Origin of the sequence: Paracoccus sp. KR1-242, from assembly GCF_049446195.1 — a bacterium.
Classification (GTDB): Bacteria; Pseudomonadota; Alphaproteobacteria; order Rhodobacterales; family Rhodobacteraceae; genus Paracoccus; species Paracoccus broussonetiae.
The window spans coordinates 135587-153131 of record NZ_JBMSED010000012.1 but is presented as its reverse complement, the minus strand read 5'-3'; the positions used below and the strand labels follow the sequence as shown (position 1 = coordinate 153131).

General features: G+C 64.9%; 21 protein-coding genes and 1 pseudogene. 14 read left to right on the top strand and 8 right to left on the bottom strand.

Annotated elements, in window-relative coordinates:
- Positions 1–2 precede the first annotated feature (2 nt).
- The 3 genes and pseudogenes from ACO2Q4_RS18255 to leuD form a co-directional block, all read right to left on the bottom strand.
- Positions 3–410 carry a hypothetical protein gene (locus tag ACO2Q4_RS18255; protein ID WP_423321112.1) on the bottom strand — a complete coding sequence of 136 codons (408 nt, stop codon included), beginning with the start codon at positions 408–410 and terminating at the stop codon, positions 3–5.
- Position 411: 1 nt separating this feature from the next.
- A pseudogene (locus tag ACO2Q4_RS18250) lies at positions 412–891 on the bottom strand (endonuclease/exonuclease/phosphatase family protein); the annotation flags it as partial.
- A 161-nt stretch (positions 892–1052) separates the two neighbouring features.
- Complete coding sequence (gene leuD / locus ACO2Q4_RS18245) at positions 1053–1658, bottom strand: 3-isopropylmalate dehydratase small subunit (protein WP_395131413.1); 606 nt, start codon at positions 1656–1658, stop codon at positions 1053–1055.
- Positions 1659–1745: 87 nt separating this feature from the next.
- Here leuD and ACO2Q4_RS18240 point away from each other — a divergent pair, with 87 nt between their 5' ends.
- Positions 1746–2360 (top strand): hypothetical protein, encoded by a 615-nt coding sequence (locus tag ACO2Q4_RS18240; RefSeq protein WP_423321030.1) that lies wholly within the window; start codon positions 1746–1748, stop codon positions 2358–2360.
- Here the strand turns inward: ACO2Q4_RS18240 and leuC are convergent.
- Positions 2341–3759, bottom strand: a complete 1419-nt coding sequence (leuC, locus tag ACO2Q4_RS18235; protein ID WP_423321104.1) for a 3-isopropylmalate dehydratase large subunit — start codon at positions 3757–3759, stop codon at positions 2341–2343. The genes ACO2Q4_RS18240 and leuC overlap by 20 nt on opposite strands.
- Before the next feature lie 313 nt (positions 3760–4072).
- Between leuC and ACO2Q4_RS18230 the strand changes: the two genes are divergently transcribed.
- The 3 genes from ACO2Q4_RS18230 to rlmH all read left to right on the top strand — a co-directional run bounded on the left by ACO2Q4_RS18230 (position 4073) and on the right by rlmH (position 5317).
- Complete coding sequence (locus ACO2Q4_RS18230; protein ID WP_423321028.1) at positions 4073–4306, top strand: hypothetical protein; 234 nt, start codon at positions 4073–4075, stop codon at positions 4304–4306.
- A 75-nt stretch (positions 4307–4381) separates the two neighbouring features.
- Complete coding sequence (gene rsfS, locus ACO2Q4_RS18225) at positions 4382–4837, top strand: ribosome silencing factor (protein ID WP_390907809.1); 456 nt, start codon at positions 4382–4384, stop codon at positions 4835–4837.
- Between the two features lie 12 nt (positions 4838–4849).
- Positions 4850–5317 (top strand): 23S rRNA (pseudouridine(1915)-N(3))-methyltransferase RlmH, encoded by a 468-nt coding sequence (rlmH, locus tag ACO2Q4_RS18220; RefSeq protein WP_311757721.1) that lies wholly within the window; start codon positions 4850–4852, stop codon positions 5315–5317.
- Positions 5318–5326: 9 nt separating this feature from the next.
- Here rlmH and ACO2Q4_RS18215 read toward each other — a convergent pair whose 3' ends face one another.
- Positions 5327–6154, bottom strand: coding sequence for an LOG family protein (locus tag ACO2Q4_RS18215; RefSeq protein WP_311757720.1), 828 nt, complete (start codon positions 6152–6154; stop codon positions 5327–5329).
- A 105-nt stretch (positions 6155–6259) separates the two neighbouring features.
- On the opposite strand from ACO2Q4_RS18215, the gene dapD reads away from it, so the two are divergent.
- Together dapD and ACO2Q4_RS18205 are read left to right on the top strand one after the other, a co-directional pair.
- On the top strand, positions 6260–7084 hold the full coding sequence (gene dapD / locus ACO2Q4_RS18210) for a 2,3,4,5-tetrahydropyridine-2,6-dicarboxylate N-succinyltransferase (RefSeq protein ID WP_423321026.1): 825 nt from the start codon (positions 6260–6262) through the stop codon (positions 7082–7084).
- A gap of 114 nt (positions 7085–7198) precedes the next feature.
- Complete coding sequence (locus ACO2Q4_RS18205) at positions 7199–7450, top strand: GlsB/YeaQ/YmgE family stress response membrane protein (protein ID WP_311757718.1); 252 nt, start codon at positions 7199–7201, stop codon at positions 7448–7450.
- A 32-nt stretch (positions 7451–7482) separates the two neighbouring features.
- On the opposite strand, the gene ACO2Q4_RS18200 is transcribed toward ACO2Q4_RS18205, so the two are convergent.
- The gene (locus ACO2Q4_RS18200; protein WP_395131402.1) at positions 7483–7953 is read right to left on the bottom strand and encodes a YbaK/EbsC family protein; all 471 of its coding nucleotides are present in this window, start codon (positions 7951–7953) and stop codon (positions 7483–7485) included.
- A 55-nt stretch (positions 7954–8008) separates the two neighbouring features.
- On the opposite strand from ACO2Q4_RS18200, the gene ACO2Q4_RS18195 reads away from it, so the two are divergent.
- The 8 genes from ACO2Q4_RS18195 to ACO2Q4_RS18160 all read left to right on the top strand — a co-directional run bounded on the left by ACO2Q4_RS18195 (position 8009) and on the right by ACO2Q4_RS18160 (position 16353).
- Positions 8009–8350, top strand: coding sequence for a hypothetical protein (locus tag ACO2Q4_RS18195; protein ID WP_311757716.1), 342 nt, complete (start codon positions 8009–8011; stop codon positions 8348–8350).
- A 76-nt stretch (positions 8351–8426) separates the two neighbouring features.
- Complete coding sequence (locus ACO2Q4_RS18190; protein WP_311757715.1) at positions 8427–9677, top strand: lytic murein transglycosylase; 1251 nt, start codon at positions 8427–8429, stop codon at positions 9675–9677.
- A 210-nt stretch (positions 9678–9887) separates the two neighbouring features.
- Entirely contained in the window at positions 9888–11171 is a 1284-nt protein-coding gene (urtA, locus tag ACO2Q4_RS18185) for an urea ABC transporter substrate-binding protein (RefSeq protein WP_423321023.1), read from the top strand.
- 50 nt (positions 11172–11221) lie between these two features.
- Positions 11222–13165: an urea ABC transporter permease subunit UrtB gene (gene urtB / locus ACO2Q4_RS18180; protein WP_423321022.1), complete on the top strand. Its 1944-nt coding sequence runs from the start codon at positions 11222–11224 to the stop codon at positions 13163–13165.
- 1 nt (position 13166) lies between these two features.
- Positions 13167–14399, top strand: coding sequence for an urea ABC transporter permease subunit UrtC (urtC, locus tag ACO2Q4_RS18175; protein WP_423321020.1), 1233 nt, complete (start codon positions 13167–13169; stop codon positions 14397–14399).
- Positions 14396–15139: an urea ABC transporter ATP-binding protein UrtD gene (gene urtD / locus ACO2Q4_RS18170; protein WP_311757712.1), complete on the top strand. Its 744-nt coding sequence runs from the start codon at positions 14396–14398 to the stop codon at positions 15137–15139. The genes urtC and urtD overlap by 4 nt, the downstream gene beginning before the upstream one ends.
- A gap of 2 nt (positions 15140–15141) precedes the next feature.
- On the top strand, positions 15142–15852 hold the full coding sequence (gene urtE, locus ACO2Q4_RS18165; RefSeq protein WP_395131394.1) for an urea ABC transporter ATP-binding subunit UrtE: 711 nt from the start codon (positions 15142–15144) through the stop codon (positions 15850–15852).
- Between the two features lie 36 nt (positions 15853–15888).
- On the top strand, positions 15889–16353 hold the full coding sequence (locus ACO2Q4_RS18160) for an SRPBCC family protein (RefSeq protein WP_311757710.1): 465 nt from the start codon (positions 15889–15891) through the stop codon (positions 16351–16353).
- Between the two features lie 159 nt (positions 16354–16512).
- Here the strand turns inward: ACO2Q4_RS18160 and ACO2Q4_RS18155 are convergent, their stop codons facing one another.
- Entirely contained in the window at positions 16513–16833 is a 321-nt protein-coding gene (locus ACO2Q4_RS18155; protein ID WP_311757709.1) for a DMT family transporter, read from the bottom strand.
- A gap of 221 nt (positions 16834–17054) precedes the next feature.
- The gene (locus ACO2Q4_RS18150) at positions 17055–17534 is read right to left on the bottom strand and encodes a DUF1236 domain-containing protein (RefSeq protein WP_311757708.1); all 480 of its coding nucleotides are present in this window, start codon (positions 17532–17534) and stop codon (positions 17055–17057) included.
- Between the last annotated feature and the right edge of the window lie 11 nt (positions 17535–17545).

Sequence of the window (17545 nt, the reverse complement as noted above, 5' to 3'; positions counted from 1 at the left end):
GCTCACCGCTCGGCGGGCGGCCAGTCGATATCGACCCAGACCAGCCGATGGCTGGAGGCCGCCAGCGCCACCTGCGCCAGTTCGCCCGTCGCGGGCCAGAAGACGCCCGAGCCAAGCACCTTCAGGCCCTTTTGCGGCAGGACGTAATCGACGCGCAGGTTTCCGGGCGGCTTGTCGTCGGGCCAGTCGCCGGTATCCAACGCTGGGTCGCCCTTTTGCGCCGCGTTCACGCCCGCGCTGCCGGCGGCCCTGCCACCTTCGCTTGCGGGCAGGGAATCGGTCACGCGCGCCATCATCCGGGCCAGCGCATCGGGGCGCCCCTCGCTGTCGGCAGCGTCGATGTTCAGCTTGCCCCGCCAGCACGAAGGGCGCGCCGGGCAGCCGGTCCAGCCAGAAGGCCAACTCGTCATGGTTGCGCCTGCCGTTGCGATCCTCGGGCCCGTCGAAAACCGGGGGCGAGGCCGCCATGGCCAGCAGGTGCAGCGGCTTTCCCGCGACGGTCAGCGTCGCGTCCCAATGTGCGACTGAGGACAGGCGCTGCACGGCCGCCACCTCGGGCGCGGCCGGGGGCATCAGATTGCCGGGCAGATCGCGCCACAGGAACGCCGAGTGGTCAAGGACCGGGCCGATCGGGTGACGCGACAGTATCGCCATGCCGCCCTGCCCGGAAAAGCGGCCAAAGCCCTGCCGGTCATTGGCGGTCCCGGCCCTGCCGTTTCCATCCAGATCCAGCCCGCTGGGCATGCCCGCGTTGGGACGGGCCGAGAAACTGTGCGGATAATCCGCGCCAGCCGCCGACAACCGGGCGCGGAAGGCGGCCAAGGCCAGCCCGTCCAGATCCCAGTCGAAACCTGTCAGCAGCAGGATATCGGGTCGGGTTTCAGCGATCACCCGGACGACCGCGTCGATCTGGGCGTCCGTGCGGCCAAGATCGCGCAAAAGAAGCCCCGGCCCGTCTCGCGACAGGTCGGGGCTGAACGTGGCGATCCGCAGGGGCGCGGCCGCGGTGGCGGAACCCAGGGCGGCCAGAAGGACCGCCCCGGCAAGCGCCCTTAGACCCAAGGGCGGCTCTGGGCCATCTGGGTCTCGAAGCTGTCGATCGAGCCGGATTTCTCCATCGTCAGGCCGATGTCATCCAGCCCTTCCAGCATGCAATGCTTGCGGAAGGCGTCGACCTCGAACGCGAAGCTTTGCCCGTCCGAGGTGGTGACGACCTGATTTTCCAGATCGACGGTCATGCGGGCATTCGCCCCCTTGCGGGCGTCCTCCATCAGCACGTCGACGACTTCCTTGGGCATGACGATCGGAAGGATGCCGTTCTTGAAGCAGTTGTTGAAGAAGATGTCCGCGAAGCTGGTCGAGATGACGCAGCGGATGCCGAAATCCATCAGCGCCCAGGGCGCATGTTCGCGCGACGACCCGCAGCCGAAATTGTCGCCCGCGACGATGATCTGCGACTGCCGATAGGCGGGCTGGTTCAGGACGAAATCCGGAACCTCATTGCCTTCGGAATCATAGCGCATCTCGTCGAACAGGTTCTTGCCCAGTCCCGAACGATGGATCGTTTTCAGGAACTGCTTGGGGATGATCATGTCGGTGTCGATATTGACCAGCGGCATCGGAGCGGCGATCCCGGTCAATGTGGTGAACTTGTCCATTTGCTTCCTCGCAGAATTGACTGGCCGCGTGGGTGGCCGTTAGCTTTTTGGCGACGGCAGTTTGCCACCGTCCGTGAGGTATGTTCGATGTTTGGTTTCCCCGGCCTGTCCGGCCTGAGCGATTGCATCTTTGGCGACTGGAGGCCGCAGATCGGGGATCCCGAGATCACCGGCTGGCTGACGGTGGTCTCGTATGTGATATGCCTTGTGCTGGCGATCATGGTCCTGCGCCGCCAGCCGCAGGGTGCGGCGCGCGGCTTGTGGGGCACGATCGCGGCGATCATGGCGTTCCTGGCCATCAACAAGCAGCTTGACCTGCAAACCGCGCTGACCGCGACGGGGCGCTGTCTGGCACATGTGCAGGGCTGGTATGACCAGCGCTGGCTGGTACAGATCGCCTTCATCGCGGTGCTGGTTCTGATCGTGCTGGTCGCCCTGCTGGTTGCCCTGCGCTCGCTTTCCGGTCAGTTGCACGCAAACGGCCTGGCCCTGCTGGGCCTTGCCGTGCTTTGCGGCTTCGTTCTGGTGCGGGCGGTGGGGTTCCATCATGTCGACCGTCTCATCAGCATGGATTTCGCGAACATCCGTTTCAACTTCTGGTTCGAGAATGCCGGGCTGGTGCTGATTGCAGTGAACGCCGTGCTTCTGCTGCGGCGGGGCAGGGTGCCCCGCCGCGCCGAAGTCAGACGGTCTCGGCCATGAATTCGCGCACGTCGGTCAGGTGGCCCTTGATGCCCGCTGCTGCCGCCATCATCGGCGACATCAGGTGCGTGCGTCCGCCACGGCCCATCCGCCCTTCGAAGTTGCGGTTCGAGGTCGCGGCGCAGCGTTCGCCCGGGGCAAGCTGGTCGGGGTTCATGCCCAGACACATCGAGCAACCGGCAAGGCGCCATTCGAAGCCGGCATCGGTGAAGATCTTGTCCAGACCCTCTTCCTCGGCCTGAAGCCGAACCAGACCCGAGCCGGGCACGACCATGCCGCGCACGCCCTCGGCCAGATGCTGGCCCTTGAGGATGCCGGCGGCGGCGCGCAGATCCTCGATCCGGCCGTTGGTGCAGGACCCGATGAAGACCGCGTCGATCTTGATCTCGTTCAGCGGGGTGCCGGGCTGCAGACCCATATAGTCAAGGCTGCGGCGCGCGGCCTCGACCTTGCCACCCTCGAAGTCTTCGGCGGCGGGAACCTTGTCGGTGATCGCCAGCACGTCCTCGGGCGAGGTACCCCAGGTCACGACGGGGGCGATATCTTCGCCGCGGATGGTCACGACCTTGTCGAAATGCGCGCCTTCGTCGGTGTAGAGCGTCCTCCACCAGTTCAGCGCGGCTTCCCAGGCAGCGCCTTTCGGGGCGTGCGGGCGGCCGTTCACATAGGCGAAGGTCTTTTCGTCCGGGGCGATCAGACCGGCGCGTGCGCCGCCTTCGATCGCCATGTTGCAGACAGTCATGCGACCTTCCATCGACAGCTCGCGGATCGCTTCGCCGCAATATTCGATGACATAGCCGGTGCCGCCGGCGGTGCCGGTCTTGCCGATGACGGCCAGGGTGATGTCCTTGGCGGTCACACCCGGCAGCAGTTTGCCGGTGATCTCGACCTTCATGTTCTTGGACTTCTTCTGGATCAGCGTCTGGGTGGCCAGGACGTGTTCCACCTCGGACGTGCCGATGCCGTGGGCAAGCGAGCCGAAGGCGCCATGCGTCGCGGTGTGGCTGTCGCCGCAGACGACGGTCATGCCGGGCAGGGTCCAGCCCTGTTCCGGGCCGACGATATGGACGATGCCCTGGCGGACATCCGACATCGGGTAATAGTTCAGCCCGAATTCACGCGCGTTCTTGTCCAGTTCGGCGACCTGGATGCGGCCCTCGGGGTTTTCGATCCCGTTCACCCGGTCGGCGGTGGTCGGAACGTTGTGGTCCGGCACGGCGATGGTCTGGTCGGGGCGGCGCACCTTGCGGCCGGCCATGCGCAGGCCTTCGAATGCCTGGGGCGAGGTCACTTCGTGGACCAGGTGACGGTCGATATAAAGGATGCAGGTCCCGTCATCGGAACGGTCGACCACATGCGCGTCGAAGATCTTGTCGTAGAGGGTGCGCGGTGCGCCCATATTGGTGTTGCCGGTCATGGCTTTCTCTTTCCGAAAGAGTAGCTGGGAAAACGCGAAAATTGGCGCCGCGATACGCGGCAGGGCGCTGGCACGCGCCGTCGACCGTCAAAGTCGTGCAGTGACGGACAGGCTTTCGCCGTAAAACCGCCCCGGCAGGCGGGCGCGGTCATGGATGTCGAAATAGACGAATCCTCGCATGGCGGCAGTATTACGATGAATTGACGGGCCAGGCAATATCGACACACGCGCCTGTCAATTCCCCTTCGTGTCATCTGCGTTATCATCCCGGCCCAGTCGGATGGAGGGCCAGGACATGACGATTCGCATCCTGCTGCGGGTGGTTCCGTTGGTGATTGCGGCGCTTTTTGCGCTTGATGCGCTGGTCCGTGATGGGGCAAGCGACCGCCGGGACGAGATGACGCGGCTTCAAACGAACCAGCTTGCCTGGGTCCAGTCCGGGCTCAACTGCCCGGAGAGGCAGGAAAATCCGCGGGATTTCGCCTGTCCCGCGGCGTCATCGTCAACAAAAACCGGCCCGGAACATTGAGCGGACGGCGATTCATGCTACATTGATGGAACCCAGTGCCGGGGTTTTTCGGCTCGATGACCGGAGGATGAACCCCTGTCCAATACCGCTTCGCCGGCCCCTTCGCCGGCTGCGTCCACCGCGGAGTCCGAGCTGAGCAGCGATCAGCTACTGGACCGCATTCTCACCTCGCTTGATGACGACAAGGCCGAAGAGGTCGTGACCATCGACCTGCGCGGTCGTTCTGCCATGGCCGATCACATGGTGATCGCCTCGGGTCGTTCGTCGCGCCAGGTGGCCGCCATCGCCGAAAAGCTGGTGCAGCGTCTGAAGGAACAGACCGGCCGCACCGCCCGGATCGAGGGCAAGGAAACCGGGGATTGGGTCCTGATCGACACCGATGATGTGATCGTTCACCTGTTCCGCCCGGAAGTGCGCGAATTCTATCAGCTTGAAAAGATGTGGATGCCGGCGGATGCGCTGCGTTCTGCCACGCTTGAGCGGATGCGCGCAGATCACGCGGCTGAAGAGGCCCGCCGGCCCCAGAACTGACCGGAACAGACGATGCGCATGGTCATTGCCGCGGTCGGGCGGCTGCGGCAGGGCCCCGAGGCGAAATTGATCGCCGATTACCTTGACCGTCATGCCAAGGCCGGACGCGCGCTTGGCCTGCCTCCGGTCACGATTTCCGAAGTCGAGGACAAGCGCGGTGGCGGCATGGCCGCCGAGGCTCCGCTGCTGGAACGTGCGATCCCCGACGGTGCCGCGCTGGTCGTGATGGACGAGCGCGGGCAGATGCTGACTTCACCCGAATTTGCCCAGAAGATTGCGGGTTTCCGCGATCAGGCGCGTGACATCGCCTTTGTCATCGGCGGCGCGGACGGGATCGATCCGGCCCTGCGGGACCGCGCCGATCTGGCGATCAGCTTTGGGCGCATGGTCTGGCCGCACATGCTGGTCCGCGTCATGCTGGCCGAACAGATCTATCGCGCGACCACCATTCTGGGGGGCAGCCCCTATCACCGGGTCTGACCCACCCGCTCAGGGGCAGGGCACGACCCAGTTGTCGATGATTGCGACCGCTTCCTCGGCGGTTTCGACAAAGCTGATCAGCCCCAGATCCTCGCGGTTGATCGTGCCGGCCTCGGCCAGCGCGTCCCAGTTGATGATCCGGTTCCAGAATTCTGCACCGAACAGGATGAAGGGGACACGCTTCATGCGGCCGGTCTGGATCAGGGTCAGGGCCTCGAACATCTCGTCCATGGTGCCGAAGCCGCCGGGGAACACCGTCACGGCCTTGGCGCGCATCAGGAAATGCATCTTCCTGATCGCGAAGTAATGGAAGTTGAAGCACAGGTCGGGCGTCACGAATTCGTTCGGCGCCTGTTCATGCGGAAGCACGATCGACAGGCCGATGGACGCCCCCCCGGCCTCGTGCGCGCCAAGGTTTCCCGCCTCCATCACGCCGGGTCCGCCACCGGTGCAGATGACGTTTTCGGCGCCATAGCTTTCAAGGCTGCGCTCGGTCATCATCCGGGCAAACCGGCGGGCTTCCTCATAATAGCGCGACAGCTCGGCCAGGGCCGGGGTGCGCGCGCCGTCGCGCTTCGCGGGCGAAGGGATGCGGGCACCGCCGAACAGCACTATGGTCGAGCGGATGCCGCGCGCATCCATGATCATCTCGGGCTTGAGCAGTTCAAGCTGCAGCCGGACGGGACGCAGTTCCTCGCGCAGCAGGAATTCGTGGTCGGTAAAGGCAAGACGATAGGCGGGCGCACGGGTCTGGGGCGTGTCGGGCAGTTGGCGCGCGGCCACGGCGTCCTGCTGGCTGTCACGGATCGGGTGGTGGCGCTCGTCTTCTTCGATCATCGAAACCTCTGACGTGGGGCAGGCGCGGATTGCGCGGCTGCACGCCCCCGGTCTATAGCCCTTGCGAGACAGTTTCCACCCGAGTTCCAGCAACAGAGAGATCCCATGTCCAACGCCCAGCTTGAAGCCGCCATCGAATCCGCCTGGGACATTCGCGACCAGATCACCCCCGCCACCACCGGCGAGGCGCGCGAGGCTGTCGAGGCCACGCTTGACGCCCTGGACCGCGGCACGCTGCGCGTGGCCGAGAAGCGCGGCAACGACTGGCACGTCAACCAGTGGGCGAAAAAGGCCGTTCTGCTGGGCTTTCGCCTGAAGGACATGGAAGTTCATGCTGGCGGTCCGCAGAATGGCGGCTGGTGGGACAAGGTGGACAGCAAGTTCGCCGGCTGGGGCGAAAACCGCTGGCGCGACGCGGGCTTCCGCGCGGTGCCGAATGCGGTCGTGCGCAAATCGGCCTTCATCGCCAAGGGCGTGGTCCTGATGCCCAGCTTCGTGAACCTGGGCGCCTATGTCGACGAAGGCACCATGGTCGATACATGGGCCACGGTCGGTTCCTGCGCGCAAATCGGCAAGAACGTCCACCTGTCCGGCGGCGTGGGCATCGGCGGCGTGCTGGAGCCGATGCAGGCCGGCCCGACCATCATCGAGGACAATTGCTTCATCGGCGCGCGTTCCGAGGTGGTCGAGGGCTGCATCGTGCGCGAAGGATCGGTTCTGGGCATGGGCGTCTTCATTGGCAAGTCGACCAAGATCGTCGACCGCGAAACCGGCGAGGTCATGTATGGCGAGGTGCCCGCCGGATCGGTCGTCGTCGCGGGCTCGCTGCCCTCGAAGAACGGCGTGAACCTTTATTGCGCGGTGATCGTGAAGCGCGTGGACGCGCAGACGCGCTCGAAAACCTCGATCAACGAGCTTCTGCGCGACTGAAACACGACGGAATGGGGCGCGTCCGGCGCGCCCCAGATTCCGCCCCGAGCCATGTGAACTTCATTGGGGGTCGCGGCGTTAAGGCGTCGGACACCCTTTCCAAAGGAGACGTGCATGGAAGGCTTGGGCTGGATCGCCGCCATCGTCGTGGGCGGTATCGCGGGCTGGATCGCCAGCAACATCATGAAGGCAGATACCGGGATTTTCCTGAACGTCATCCTGGGCATCGTGGGCGCCGTGGTCGGCAACGCGATCCTGGGCGTCCTGGGGCTGAACGCTCAGCCCGGAAGCTGGATCGCACAGGGTTTCGTCGGACTGGTCGGCGCGGTGATCCTGATCTGGCTATACCGGGCGGTCGCCAAATAGCCATAGACGGGGGGCGAGATCGCCCCCCTTTTTCATTCGGTGAACTCGGCCATGCGGGCGCCGGTGATGCGGATCAACTCCTGCGGCGAGATCGAGAACAGGTGTCGCGGCGTCCCCGCCGCCGCCCAGACCTCGGGGAATTCGGTCAGGCGCGGGTCGATATAGGCCTCGATCCGTTGCAGATGTCCGACCGGGGCGACGCCGCCGATCGCAAAACCCGTCTCGGCCCGGATCTGGTCGGCATCGGCCTTGCCCAAATCCTGTCCCGCGACCTCGGCCGCCTTGCCGGAATCGACGCGGTTGCCGCCCGCGGTCAGGAACAGCACGATATGGCCCGACTCTTCGCCACGGAAGATGATAGACTTGGCGATCTGGTCGACCTCGCAGCCGACGACTTCGGCCGCGCCCGCTGCGGTTCGCGCGCGGTCGTCGGTTTCGCGGATCTGGGTCGTGGCTCCGGCGGCTTCCAGCGCGGCACGGACCCGGGCAAGGCTCTTGCTCATTGTCACTCTCCGATGTTTCGGGGATATGAGCGCAAATCGCATCAAGGGGAAAGCCATGGCGCAGCATGTCTATACGCTTCTGGTCGAGGTCGGCCGTGCCGCCGATGACGGCCTGCCTGAAGACGCAACCGGCGCGGCGCTGGTCTGCTATGCCTCGGGCACGGACGAAGGAGAGGCCGTGCGCGAAACGGTGGCCATCCTGAAGCAGGCGGGGCTTTCGCCGATCGAAGTCACCGGCCACGGCACCGTCGAGGAGCGGCTGGCTGAAGGCCACGACATCCCGGAGGAAGAGCGCGCCCTGATGGATCGCGCGCTTGAGGAGAATGCCGTCATCGTCGCGCAGATGGAGCCCCTGTTCGGCGACGAGGATGAGGACGCGGAAGACGACGACGCCTGATCCGGGCCTATCCAAATCGTGCCTTGCTGGGTTAGACTGGTTCTCAACCAGAACAAGAGCACGGGACAGGCAAGAAATGAGGGCAGGACATTTCCGATTGGCGGGCGCGATCCTTCTGGTCTGCGCGCTGGCGGGTTGCGGCGTATCAAGCCGGGCCCCCGGTGCAGGCGGAGGCAATTTCAGCGGCCTGCCGACGGCGGGCGGCCAGGGTTCGGAGGCCGGTTTCCGCTATTGGGTCCAAAGCTTCCGCCCCCGCGCGATCGCGGCGGGCATCTCTCCGGCGGTGTTCGACAGCAACATGGCCGGGGCGCATTTCCAGCCCAGTATCGTGGCGCTGGACGGCAAGCAAAGCGAGTTCAGCAAGCCGATCTGGGACTATCTTGACGGTGCGGTCGGCGGCAGCCGGATCGCAACCGGCCGGCAGATGTCGGCGCGCTACAACAGCACCCTGTCCGCGATCGAGGCGCGCTATGGCGTTCCGCGCGAATATGTCCTGGCGATCTGGGGCATGGAATCCAATTTCGGCGCGAACCGCGGCAGCACGCAGATCGTGCCCGCGCTGGCGACGCTGGCCTATGACGGCCGCCGGGGCGAATTCTTCGCGGGCGAGCTGGTCAGCGCGCTGCGCATCATCCAGGCCGGCGATGTCGACAGCTCGCACATGGTCGGAAGCTGGGCGGGCGCGATGGGACATACGCAGTTCATGCCCTCGTCCTTCCTCAGCCATGCCGTCGACTTCAACGGCGATGGCCGCCGCGACATCTGGTCGGACGATCCGACGGACTCGCTGGCCTCGACGGCGTCCTATCTGCGCCAGAACGGCTGGCGTCCGGGTCAGCCCTGGGGAACCGAGGTCGTGCTGCCACAGGGCTTCGACTTCAACCATGTCGGCAAGTCGGTGGTGAAGTCGGGCAGCCAGTGGGCGGCCATGGGCGTGCGCGCGGCGAATGGCGGCGCGGTGCCCTCGGGGGCGATCCTTGCGCCTGCAGGGGCGCGCGGCCCGGCTTTCCTGATCACCGACAACTTCCGCGCCATCCTGAAATACAACGCCTCGGACAGCTATGCGCTGGCGGTTTCCTATCTCGCGGACGGGATTGCCGGACGACCGGGCATTCGCGGCAGCTGGCCGCGTGGCGACCGCACCCTGTCGAATGGCGAAAAGGCCGAGATCCAGCGCCTGTTGATGGCCAAGGGCTTCGACACCGGCGGAGTCGACGGCAAGCTGGGCGCCAAGTCGGTCGAGGCGGTCAAGGCCTATCAGCGTTCGCGCGGACTGGTCCCGGACGGCTATGCCGACAGCCAGCTTCTGGCGATGCTGCGCAGCTAGACCCGGACAGATTGTGGGCGGAAGGGGGTGGCGCAGGCCGCCCCTTTTCCATTTGCCGCATCGCAACGCCTGTCGCCCGAAAAACTGGCAGAAAATCGGGCAGTTCCGAACGGTTTCGAACGAAGTTGCCCCGGAACTTGGCAAAATCCGGTGTCGCTGACCTGATCGTTGCAGCCGCCACGCGGCATAATCAACGAGAGGGAAACAGGGATGAAACATCACAATCGCGCCTTGGCCGCCGCCCTTCTGTCGGTCGGCCTGGCGGGCGCCTCATGGGCGCAGGAAGACACGATCAAGATCGGGGTCCTGCATTCACTGTCCGGGACGATGGCGATTTCGGAAACCACGCTGAAGGATACGGTCCTGATGATGGTGGACCAGCAGAACGCCAAGGGCGGGTTGCTGGGCAAGAAGATCGAGGCGGTGGTCGTGGACCCGGCTTCGGACTGGCCGCTTTTCGCGGAAAAGGCGCGCGAGCTGATTTCGGTCAACGGGGTCGATGCGATCTTCGGTTGCTGGACCAGCGTCAGCCGCAAGTCGGTCCTGCCGGTCATCGAGGAGCTGAACGGGCTGCTGTTCTATCCCGTCCAGTATGAGGGCGAGGAATCCTCGAAGAACGTGATCTATACCGGTGCCGCGCCGAACCAGCAGGCGATCCCGGCTGTGGATTACATGATGGAGGAACTGGGCGTCGAGAAATGGGCGCTTTTGGGAACCGACTATGTCTATCCCCGCACCACGAACAACATCCTTGACGCCTATCTGAAGGGCAAGGGCGTGGCCGAGGGCGATATCTTCGTTAACTATACCCCCTTCGGGCATTCCGACTGGTCGAAGATCGTCGCGGACGTGGTCGCGCTGGGGGCAGATGGCAAGAAGGTCGGCGTCGTCTCGACGATCAACGGTGACGCGAATATCGGCTTTTACAAGGAACTGGCGGCGGCGGGCGTTTCGGCCGATGACATCCCGGTCATGGCCTTCTCGGTCGGCGAGGAGGAGTTGGCTGGCCTGGATACCGCGAACCTGGTCGGGCACCTGGCCGCATGGAACTATTTCCAGTCCGCCGACAGCCCCGAGAACAAGGCCTTCATCGAGCAGTGGCACAAATTCACCGGAAAGGATGATCGCGTGACCAACGACCCGATGGAAGCGACGATGATCGGCTTCAACGCCTGGGTCGCGGCGGTGGAAAAGGCGGGGTCGACCGATACCGACGCCGTTCTTGACTCGATCGTGGGGGTCCAGGTGCCGAACCTGACCGGCGGAACCGCCAAGGTCCTGCCGAACCACCACCTGACGAAGCCCGTCCTGATCGGCGAGATCCGCGCCGATGGTCAATTCGACATTGTCAGCCAGACCGACGAAGTCGCTGGCGATGCCTGGACCGACTTCCTGCCCGAAAGCGCCAAGTTGGACGCCGACTGGCCGGGCAAGAAATGCGGCATGTGGAACACCGAGACCCAAAGCTGCGTGCAGGCGCAGTCGAACTACTGAGCCTGACCGGGGCGGCGGTCGTCGCCGCCCCTTTGCGGTCCGAGGATTTCATGCGTCACCTTCTGTCTGTCCTGGCGCTGCTGGCGCTGGTCCTGCCCCTTGCCGCGCGGGCGCAAGCGCCCGACCTGGCGGTGGTCGTCGCCAGCCATCGCGCGCAGATCGAGAAACCCTCTCGCCAGTCGGTCGGACCGGTGGTCGAGGAAATTGCCGCCACTGGTCCACAAGGCGCGGCTTTGCTGCAGGCCTGGGGTGACCGCCTGCTCGCGCTGCGCAAAAGCGACGGGCTGCTGGTCATCACCGCGCCCGAGGGGCAGGGCCTGCGGATGCAGGACGCGGTGACCGGTGCCGATCTGGGCGCGGCTGTCGAGGCGGATCTGACCCTTCTGCGCCCGAATTCAGGTGTGCGTGGCGTCATCGCGGCCGCCCTGGCCGGGAATGCCCTGTCCGATCCTGATCCGCAACGCCGGGCCGAGGCGCTGGACGCACTGGCCCGTCGTGCCGATGCCGGGCAGTTGCAGCTGCTGCGCGAGGCAAGGGACGATCCCGACCCGGCGCTTGCCGCGCGCAAGGCGCGGCTGGAGCGGTTGCTGACCATCCAGCATGATCCTGATCCCGATGCACGCATCGCCGCGATCGAAGGCTTCGGCGGTGATACCGGGCTGGATTTCCGCGCGAGCCTGAATCCGATCCTAGCGAAGAAGCGGGTCGCGCTGGAGGCTGTCCCGGCGGGTGCGAATATCGCCCGTGAACTTTCCGTCGGTGGCGATCTTGGCCGCGACGAGGCTTATGGGATGCTGGTCTCCGCTGGGCTTGCCCCGGCGCGGCTGACGCCAGACGCGATGCGCGCGACGCTGTCCGGCCATATTGCCAATGGGGCTGTCGGTGGCATTCCTGTTGCCGAACTTGGTGATCAGCAGGCGCGCGACCGCGCCTATACCGCGCTGGAGGGTCAGGGCCTTGTCCAGCCCGCCGCCAGCGAGGATGAGGTCGACGCGGCGCTGGCCCGGCACCGTTTCCTTGATCTTTACGCTGAGCCAAACCCGCAGGTCACGGACGCCGCCCGCGCCGCGCTGCGCGGCACGGAAACGCGGATCGGGCTGATGCAGGCCGCGGACCTGTCGCTTGACGCGCTGTCGCTGGCCTCGATCTATTTCCTGGCCGCCATCGGGCTTGCAGTCACCTTTGGGGTGATGGGCGTCATCAACATGGCGCATGGCGAATTCATCATGATGGGCGCCTATACCGGCTATGTCGTGCAGCAGTTCATATCTGACCGTACGCTGTCGCTGATCGTGGCGCTGCCGTTGGCCTTTGCCGTCACCTTCGCCGCGGGCGTCGCGCTGGAGCGGCTGGTGATCCGCCATCTTTACAAGCGCCCGTTGGAGACGCTGCTGGCCACCTTCGGCGTCAGCATCGCGTTGCAGCAGCTGGCCAAGAACATCTTCGGCACGCAGGCGCGGCCGCTGACTGCGCCCGCATGGCTGGACGGCGCGCTGACCTTCAACGACGTGGTCTCGATCAGCTATATCCGCATCGCGATCTTGGTCCTCGCGCTGGTTTTCCTGGGCCTCTACCTGTTCATCATGAACCGCACCCGGCTGGGGCTGGAGGTCCGCGCCGTGACCCAGAACCCCGGCATGGCGGCCAGCATGGGCATCAGCCCGGACCGCATCAACATGCTGACCTTCGGACTTGGCTCGGGCATTGCCGGAATCGCGGGCGTGGCGATCGGGCTTTTTGCCAAGGTCACGTCCGAATTGGGCAGCGACTACATCGTGCAAAGCTTCATGACGGTCGTTGTCGGCGGGGTCGGCAATATCTGGGGCACGCTGGCGGGCGCGGCGCTGATCGGCTTCCTGCAAAAGGGGATCGAATGGTTCAACCCGGCCAATACGCTGGCCGCCCAGACCTACATGATCCTGTTCATCATCATTTTCATCCAGTTTCGGCCGCGCGGCATCATTGCCGCCAGAGGCCGGGCGGCGGGGGCCTGACATGCGCAAACCATTGGTCCTGCGGCACCCTTCGATCCTTGTCTTCCTTGCCGTGCTGGCGGTCTTTACCGTCGCGGTCACGGTGCTGTCGGCGGGCTATGGCACTGGTGTCATCTCGACCAGCATGGTCAAGACGCTGGGCAAGACGCTCTGCCTTGCACTGGCGGCAGTGGCGATGGATCTGGTCTGGGGCTATGCCGGTATCCTGAGCCTTGGGCAAATGGCCTTCTTCGCGCTTGGCGGCTACATGATCGGCATGTGGCTGATGGTCGCCCGGACCGAGGGGATCGTCGCCGGCTCGCTTGCGAACCTGCCCATCCCGCCGACCGAGGCCGAGATTTCCGCCGCCGTCGCCACCCAGATCTTTGGCGTCGTGGGGTCGGACCGTTTCCCGGCGATCTGGACCTTTGCCGGCTCGCTTCCGGCACAATTGGCGCTGGTCGTGCTGGTGCCGGGGCTGCTGGCGCTGGTCTTCGGCTGGCTGGCCTTCCGTTCACGCGTGAACGGGGTTTACCTGTCGATCCTGACGCAGGCGATGACGCTGGCGCTGGCACTTTACCTGTTCCAGAACGATTCCGGCCTGCGCGGGAACAACGGCCTGTCGGGCCTGCAAAACATCCCCGGCCTGGATGGCGTGGGGCAGGAAAGGCTGTCGGTCTGGTTCCTCTGGGCCTCGGCTTTGGCGCTGGGGTTGGGTTATCTGCTGATCGCCTGGGTCGCCTCGGGGAAATTCGGCAGCGTTACCCGCGCCATCCGCGACGACGAGGCGCGGGTGCGTTTTCTGGGCTATTCGGTCGAAAGCTACAAGCTGGTGGTCTTTGTGCTGTCCGCCATCGTGACCGCCATCGCCGGGGCGCTGTATTATCCACAGGCGGGGATCATCAATCCGGCCGAGCTTGCGCCCATCGCCTCGATCTATCTGGCGGTCTGGGTAGCGATCGGCGGGCGCGGGCGGCTTTATGGCGCGGCGATCGGGGCCGTCTTCGTGTCGCTTCTGTCAAGCTGGTTCACCGGCGGCCGTGCGCCGGACGTGAATCTGGGCATCTATACCATCAAATGGGTCGACTGGTGGCAGGTGCTGCTGGGCCTGTCCTTCGTGCTGGTCACCCTGTTCGCGCCGAAGGGCATTTCCGGGCTGGTCGACTGGTTCGAGGGGCTGCGCCCGCCCCACCGCCGGGGGGCCGCCCTTGGCCCCGACATGGGCGCCCTGCGCGAAAAGGAGGCGGTGGAATGAGCGCGCTGCTGGAGGTTCGCGGCATCTCGGTCAGTTTCGACGGGTTCCGCGCCATCAACAACCTGTCCTTCGAAATCGGCGAGCGTGAACTGCGCGCCATCATCGGGCCGAACGGCGCGGGCAAGACGACCTTCATGGACATCGTGACAGGAAAGACCCGCCCGAATGAAGGCGAGGTGCTGTGGGGCGAAAGCTCGAAAAGTCTGCTTCGGATGAACGAGGCGCAGATTGCACGCGCCGGGGTCGGCCGCAAGTTTCAGCGTCCGACGGTCTTCGAGGATCAAACGGTGGCCGAGAACCTGACCATGGCGCTGAGCGCTGCCCGTGGGCCGTTCCGCGTTTTGCGCTGGCGCCCTTCGGCCGACAGCGTCGCTCGCGTGGCTGAGCTTGCAGAGGAAGTGGGTCTTGCCGAACATCTGGGGCGCAAGTCCGGAGAGTTGAGCCACGGCCAGAAGCAGTGGCTGGAAATCGGGATGCTGCTGGCGCAGGAACCGCGCCTGCTGCTGGTCGACGAACCCGCCGCCGGGATGACGCTGGCCGAGCGCGAGCAGACGACCACGCTGCTGCGCCGGCTGGCCGAACGGCACGCCGTTGTCGTGGTCGAACACGACATGGACTTCGTGCGTCGGCTGGAATGCAAGGTGACGGTGCTGCACGAAGGCGCCGTGCTGGCCGAGGGAAGCCTGGACCACGTCACCGCGAATCCGCAGGTCGTCGACGTCTATCTGGGAAGGGGCTAAACATGCTGGAAGCACGCGACATCACCCTGCATTACGGCGGCAGCCAGATCCTGCACGGTGTCGACCTGATCGCCGAGCCGGGGCAGGTCACCTGCGTCATGGGCAATAACGGCGTCGGAAAGACCAGCCTGCTGAAGGTTCTGTCGGGCAGTCATCCGCGCTCGGGCGGCAGCCTGCGGCTGAATGGCGCAGAACTGGGTCGCGTCAATGCGCAGGGCATGGCGGTCCGCGGCGTGGGCTATGTCCCGCAAGGGCGGATGATCTTTCCGCTGCTGAGCGTGCGCGAAAATCTGGAAACGGGCCTTGCGCTTCTGCCCCGTGGCGAGCGGCGGATTCCCGACGAGATCTTTGACCATTTCCCTGTTCTGGCTGAAATGGCCCACCGTCGCGGCGGCGACTTGTCCGGCGGGCAGCAGCAGCAACTGGCCATCGCGCGGGCGCTTATCCCCCGCCCTCGGGTCCTGCTGCTGGATGAGCCCACTGAGGGGATCCAGCCCAACATCATCCAGCAGATCGGGCGTGTCATCAAAGGCTTGCGTGACCGTGGCGACATGGCGATCGTCCTGGTCGAGCAGTTCTTCGACTTTGCCCATGACCTTGGCGACCGCTTCCTGATGCTGGAACGCGGTCGGGCGGTCCTGCAGGGCACCCGCGCTGAAGTTCCGCGCGAGGCGCTGAAGGCGCGGCTGGCGGGTTTGGGCGCCGCCGCCTGACATGCTATCCTGCCCCCGCAAATTGGAGGGTTGCAGATGAACGAATCCGAGAACGACCTTGTCCTGAAACGCCTTCTGGCAGCGCCGCGCGCCGCGATCTGGCGTTGTTGGACCGAACCTGACCTGCTGGTCCAATGGTTCTGCCCGAAGCCCTGGAATGTCTCGGAAGCGCGGATCGAGCTGCGACCGGGCGGTCAGTTCTCTACCGTCATGAACGGTCCCGAGGGTGAGCGTTTCGACAATATCGGCGTTTTCCTTGAGATCCTGCCCGGCGAACGGCTGATTTTCACCGACGCCTTCGAACCGGGCTGGCGGCCTGCAGGCAAGCCCTTCATGGCGGCTAGCGTCACGCTGTCGGATGCGGAGGGCGGCGGCACGGATTACGAGGCTCGCGCCATGCATTGGAATGCCGAAACCAAGGCCGAGCACGAGGCGATGGGTTTTCACACCGGCTGGGGGATGGCGGCGGATCAGCTTGAGGCGCTGGCCAAGACACTGTGATCTTGCGACGAGGATCCGGGGCAGGGCGCGCAAGGCGTCCTGCCCATTTCCGCTTGAGGCGTGATTCCCGCTCGTGGTGGATCTCTGCCCTGACGCTATATTATACAGGTCAGGCGGTTCGCTCAGCCGACCCGCACCCGACCGGGTCTGGCTTGGCCGTCAATGGCCCGAGGCCAGCTTCATCGTGACGATGCCGCTGACGATCAGCAGGGCGGCGATGATGCGCGCGGGGCTTGCGGCCTCACCCAGCAAAGTAATGCCCAGGATGAAGGCCCCGACCGCGCCGATGCCGGTCCAGATCGTATAGGCAGTGCCCAGGGGCAGCGTCTTCATCGCGACGGACAGCAGCGCGAAGCTGGCGATCATGGCGACGATCGTGACGACCGAGGGGGTAAGGATTGTGAAGCCCGCGGATTTCTTCATCGCGTAAGCCCAGACGACTTCCAGAATGCCTGCAGCAAGAAGATAGAACCAAGCCATGCCTGATCTCCTGTCGAAAGATCGGGCCGTCCCGCTTGATATCCATGATGGAGAGGTCGTCCTCGCCCCTGCAGATAGGGCAGGGGATGCGGCAATTCAAGGGCCTTAATTGCTGAATGGCTTCATTGGATTTGGCGAATGCCAATTCCACGTCATTCAGATAAATATCGGTGGGCCAGTATTCGAAACCGGCCCATCGGATTGTTTATTGGGAACCGGAATTACCGGACCACATAAAGAACCTTGCGTGTTTGCGGTTCGACGATCACCGGCTGGTCATTCACATAGACATACTGATAGGGCGAATCCGGGATCTGCTGGAATTGGACCGCGTCGGGGATTTGAGAGCCGACGACGACATTGCCTTGAACCGGAACAGACTGGACCGGATTTTGCAGCACATAGGTGCGGGTCGCCGGCGTCATCGCGTCCTCGGTCACATCACCGGTGACGGCACCAACGATACCGCCCACGGCAGCCCCAACCGGCCCGCCGGCAATCGCACCGGCAATGGCTCCGGTGGTTGCGCCGCCGACCGCGCCGCCACCGCTGGTCGGGGGATCATTGGTCTGGACTTGCGCGGTTGCCGGGGGCTGGGTCACGACGACCGGCTGGCCCGGCGTCACGACAGTGGTTTGGGCCAAGGCGGATCCGGCGGCAATCGCGGCGATGGCTCCGGGAATGAGGAAAAGGCGTTTCATGGCTGATCTCC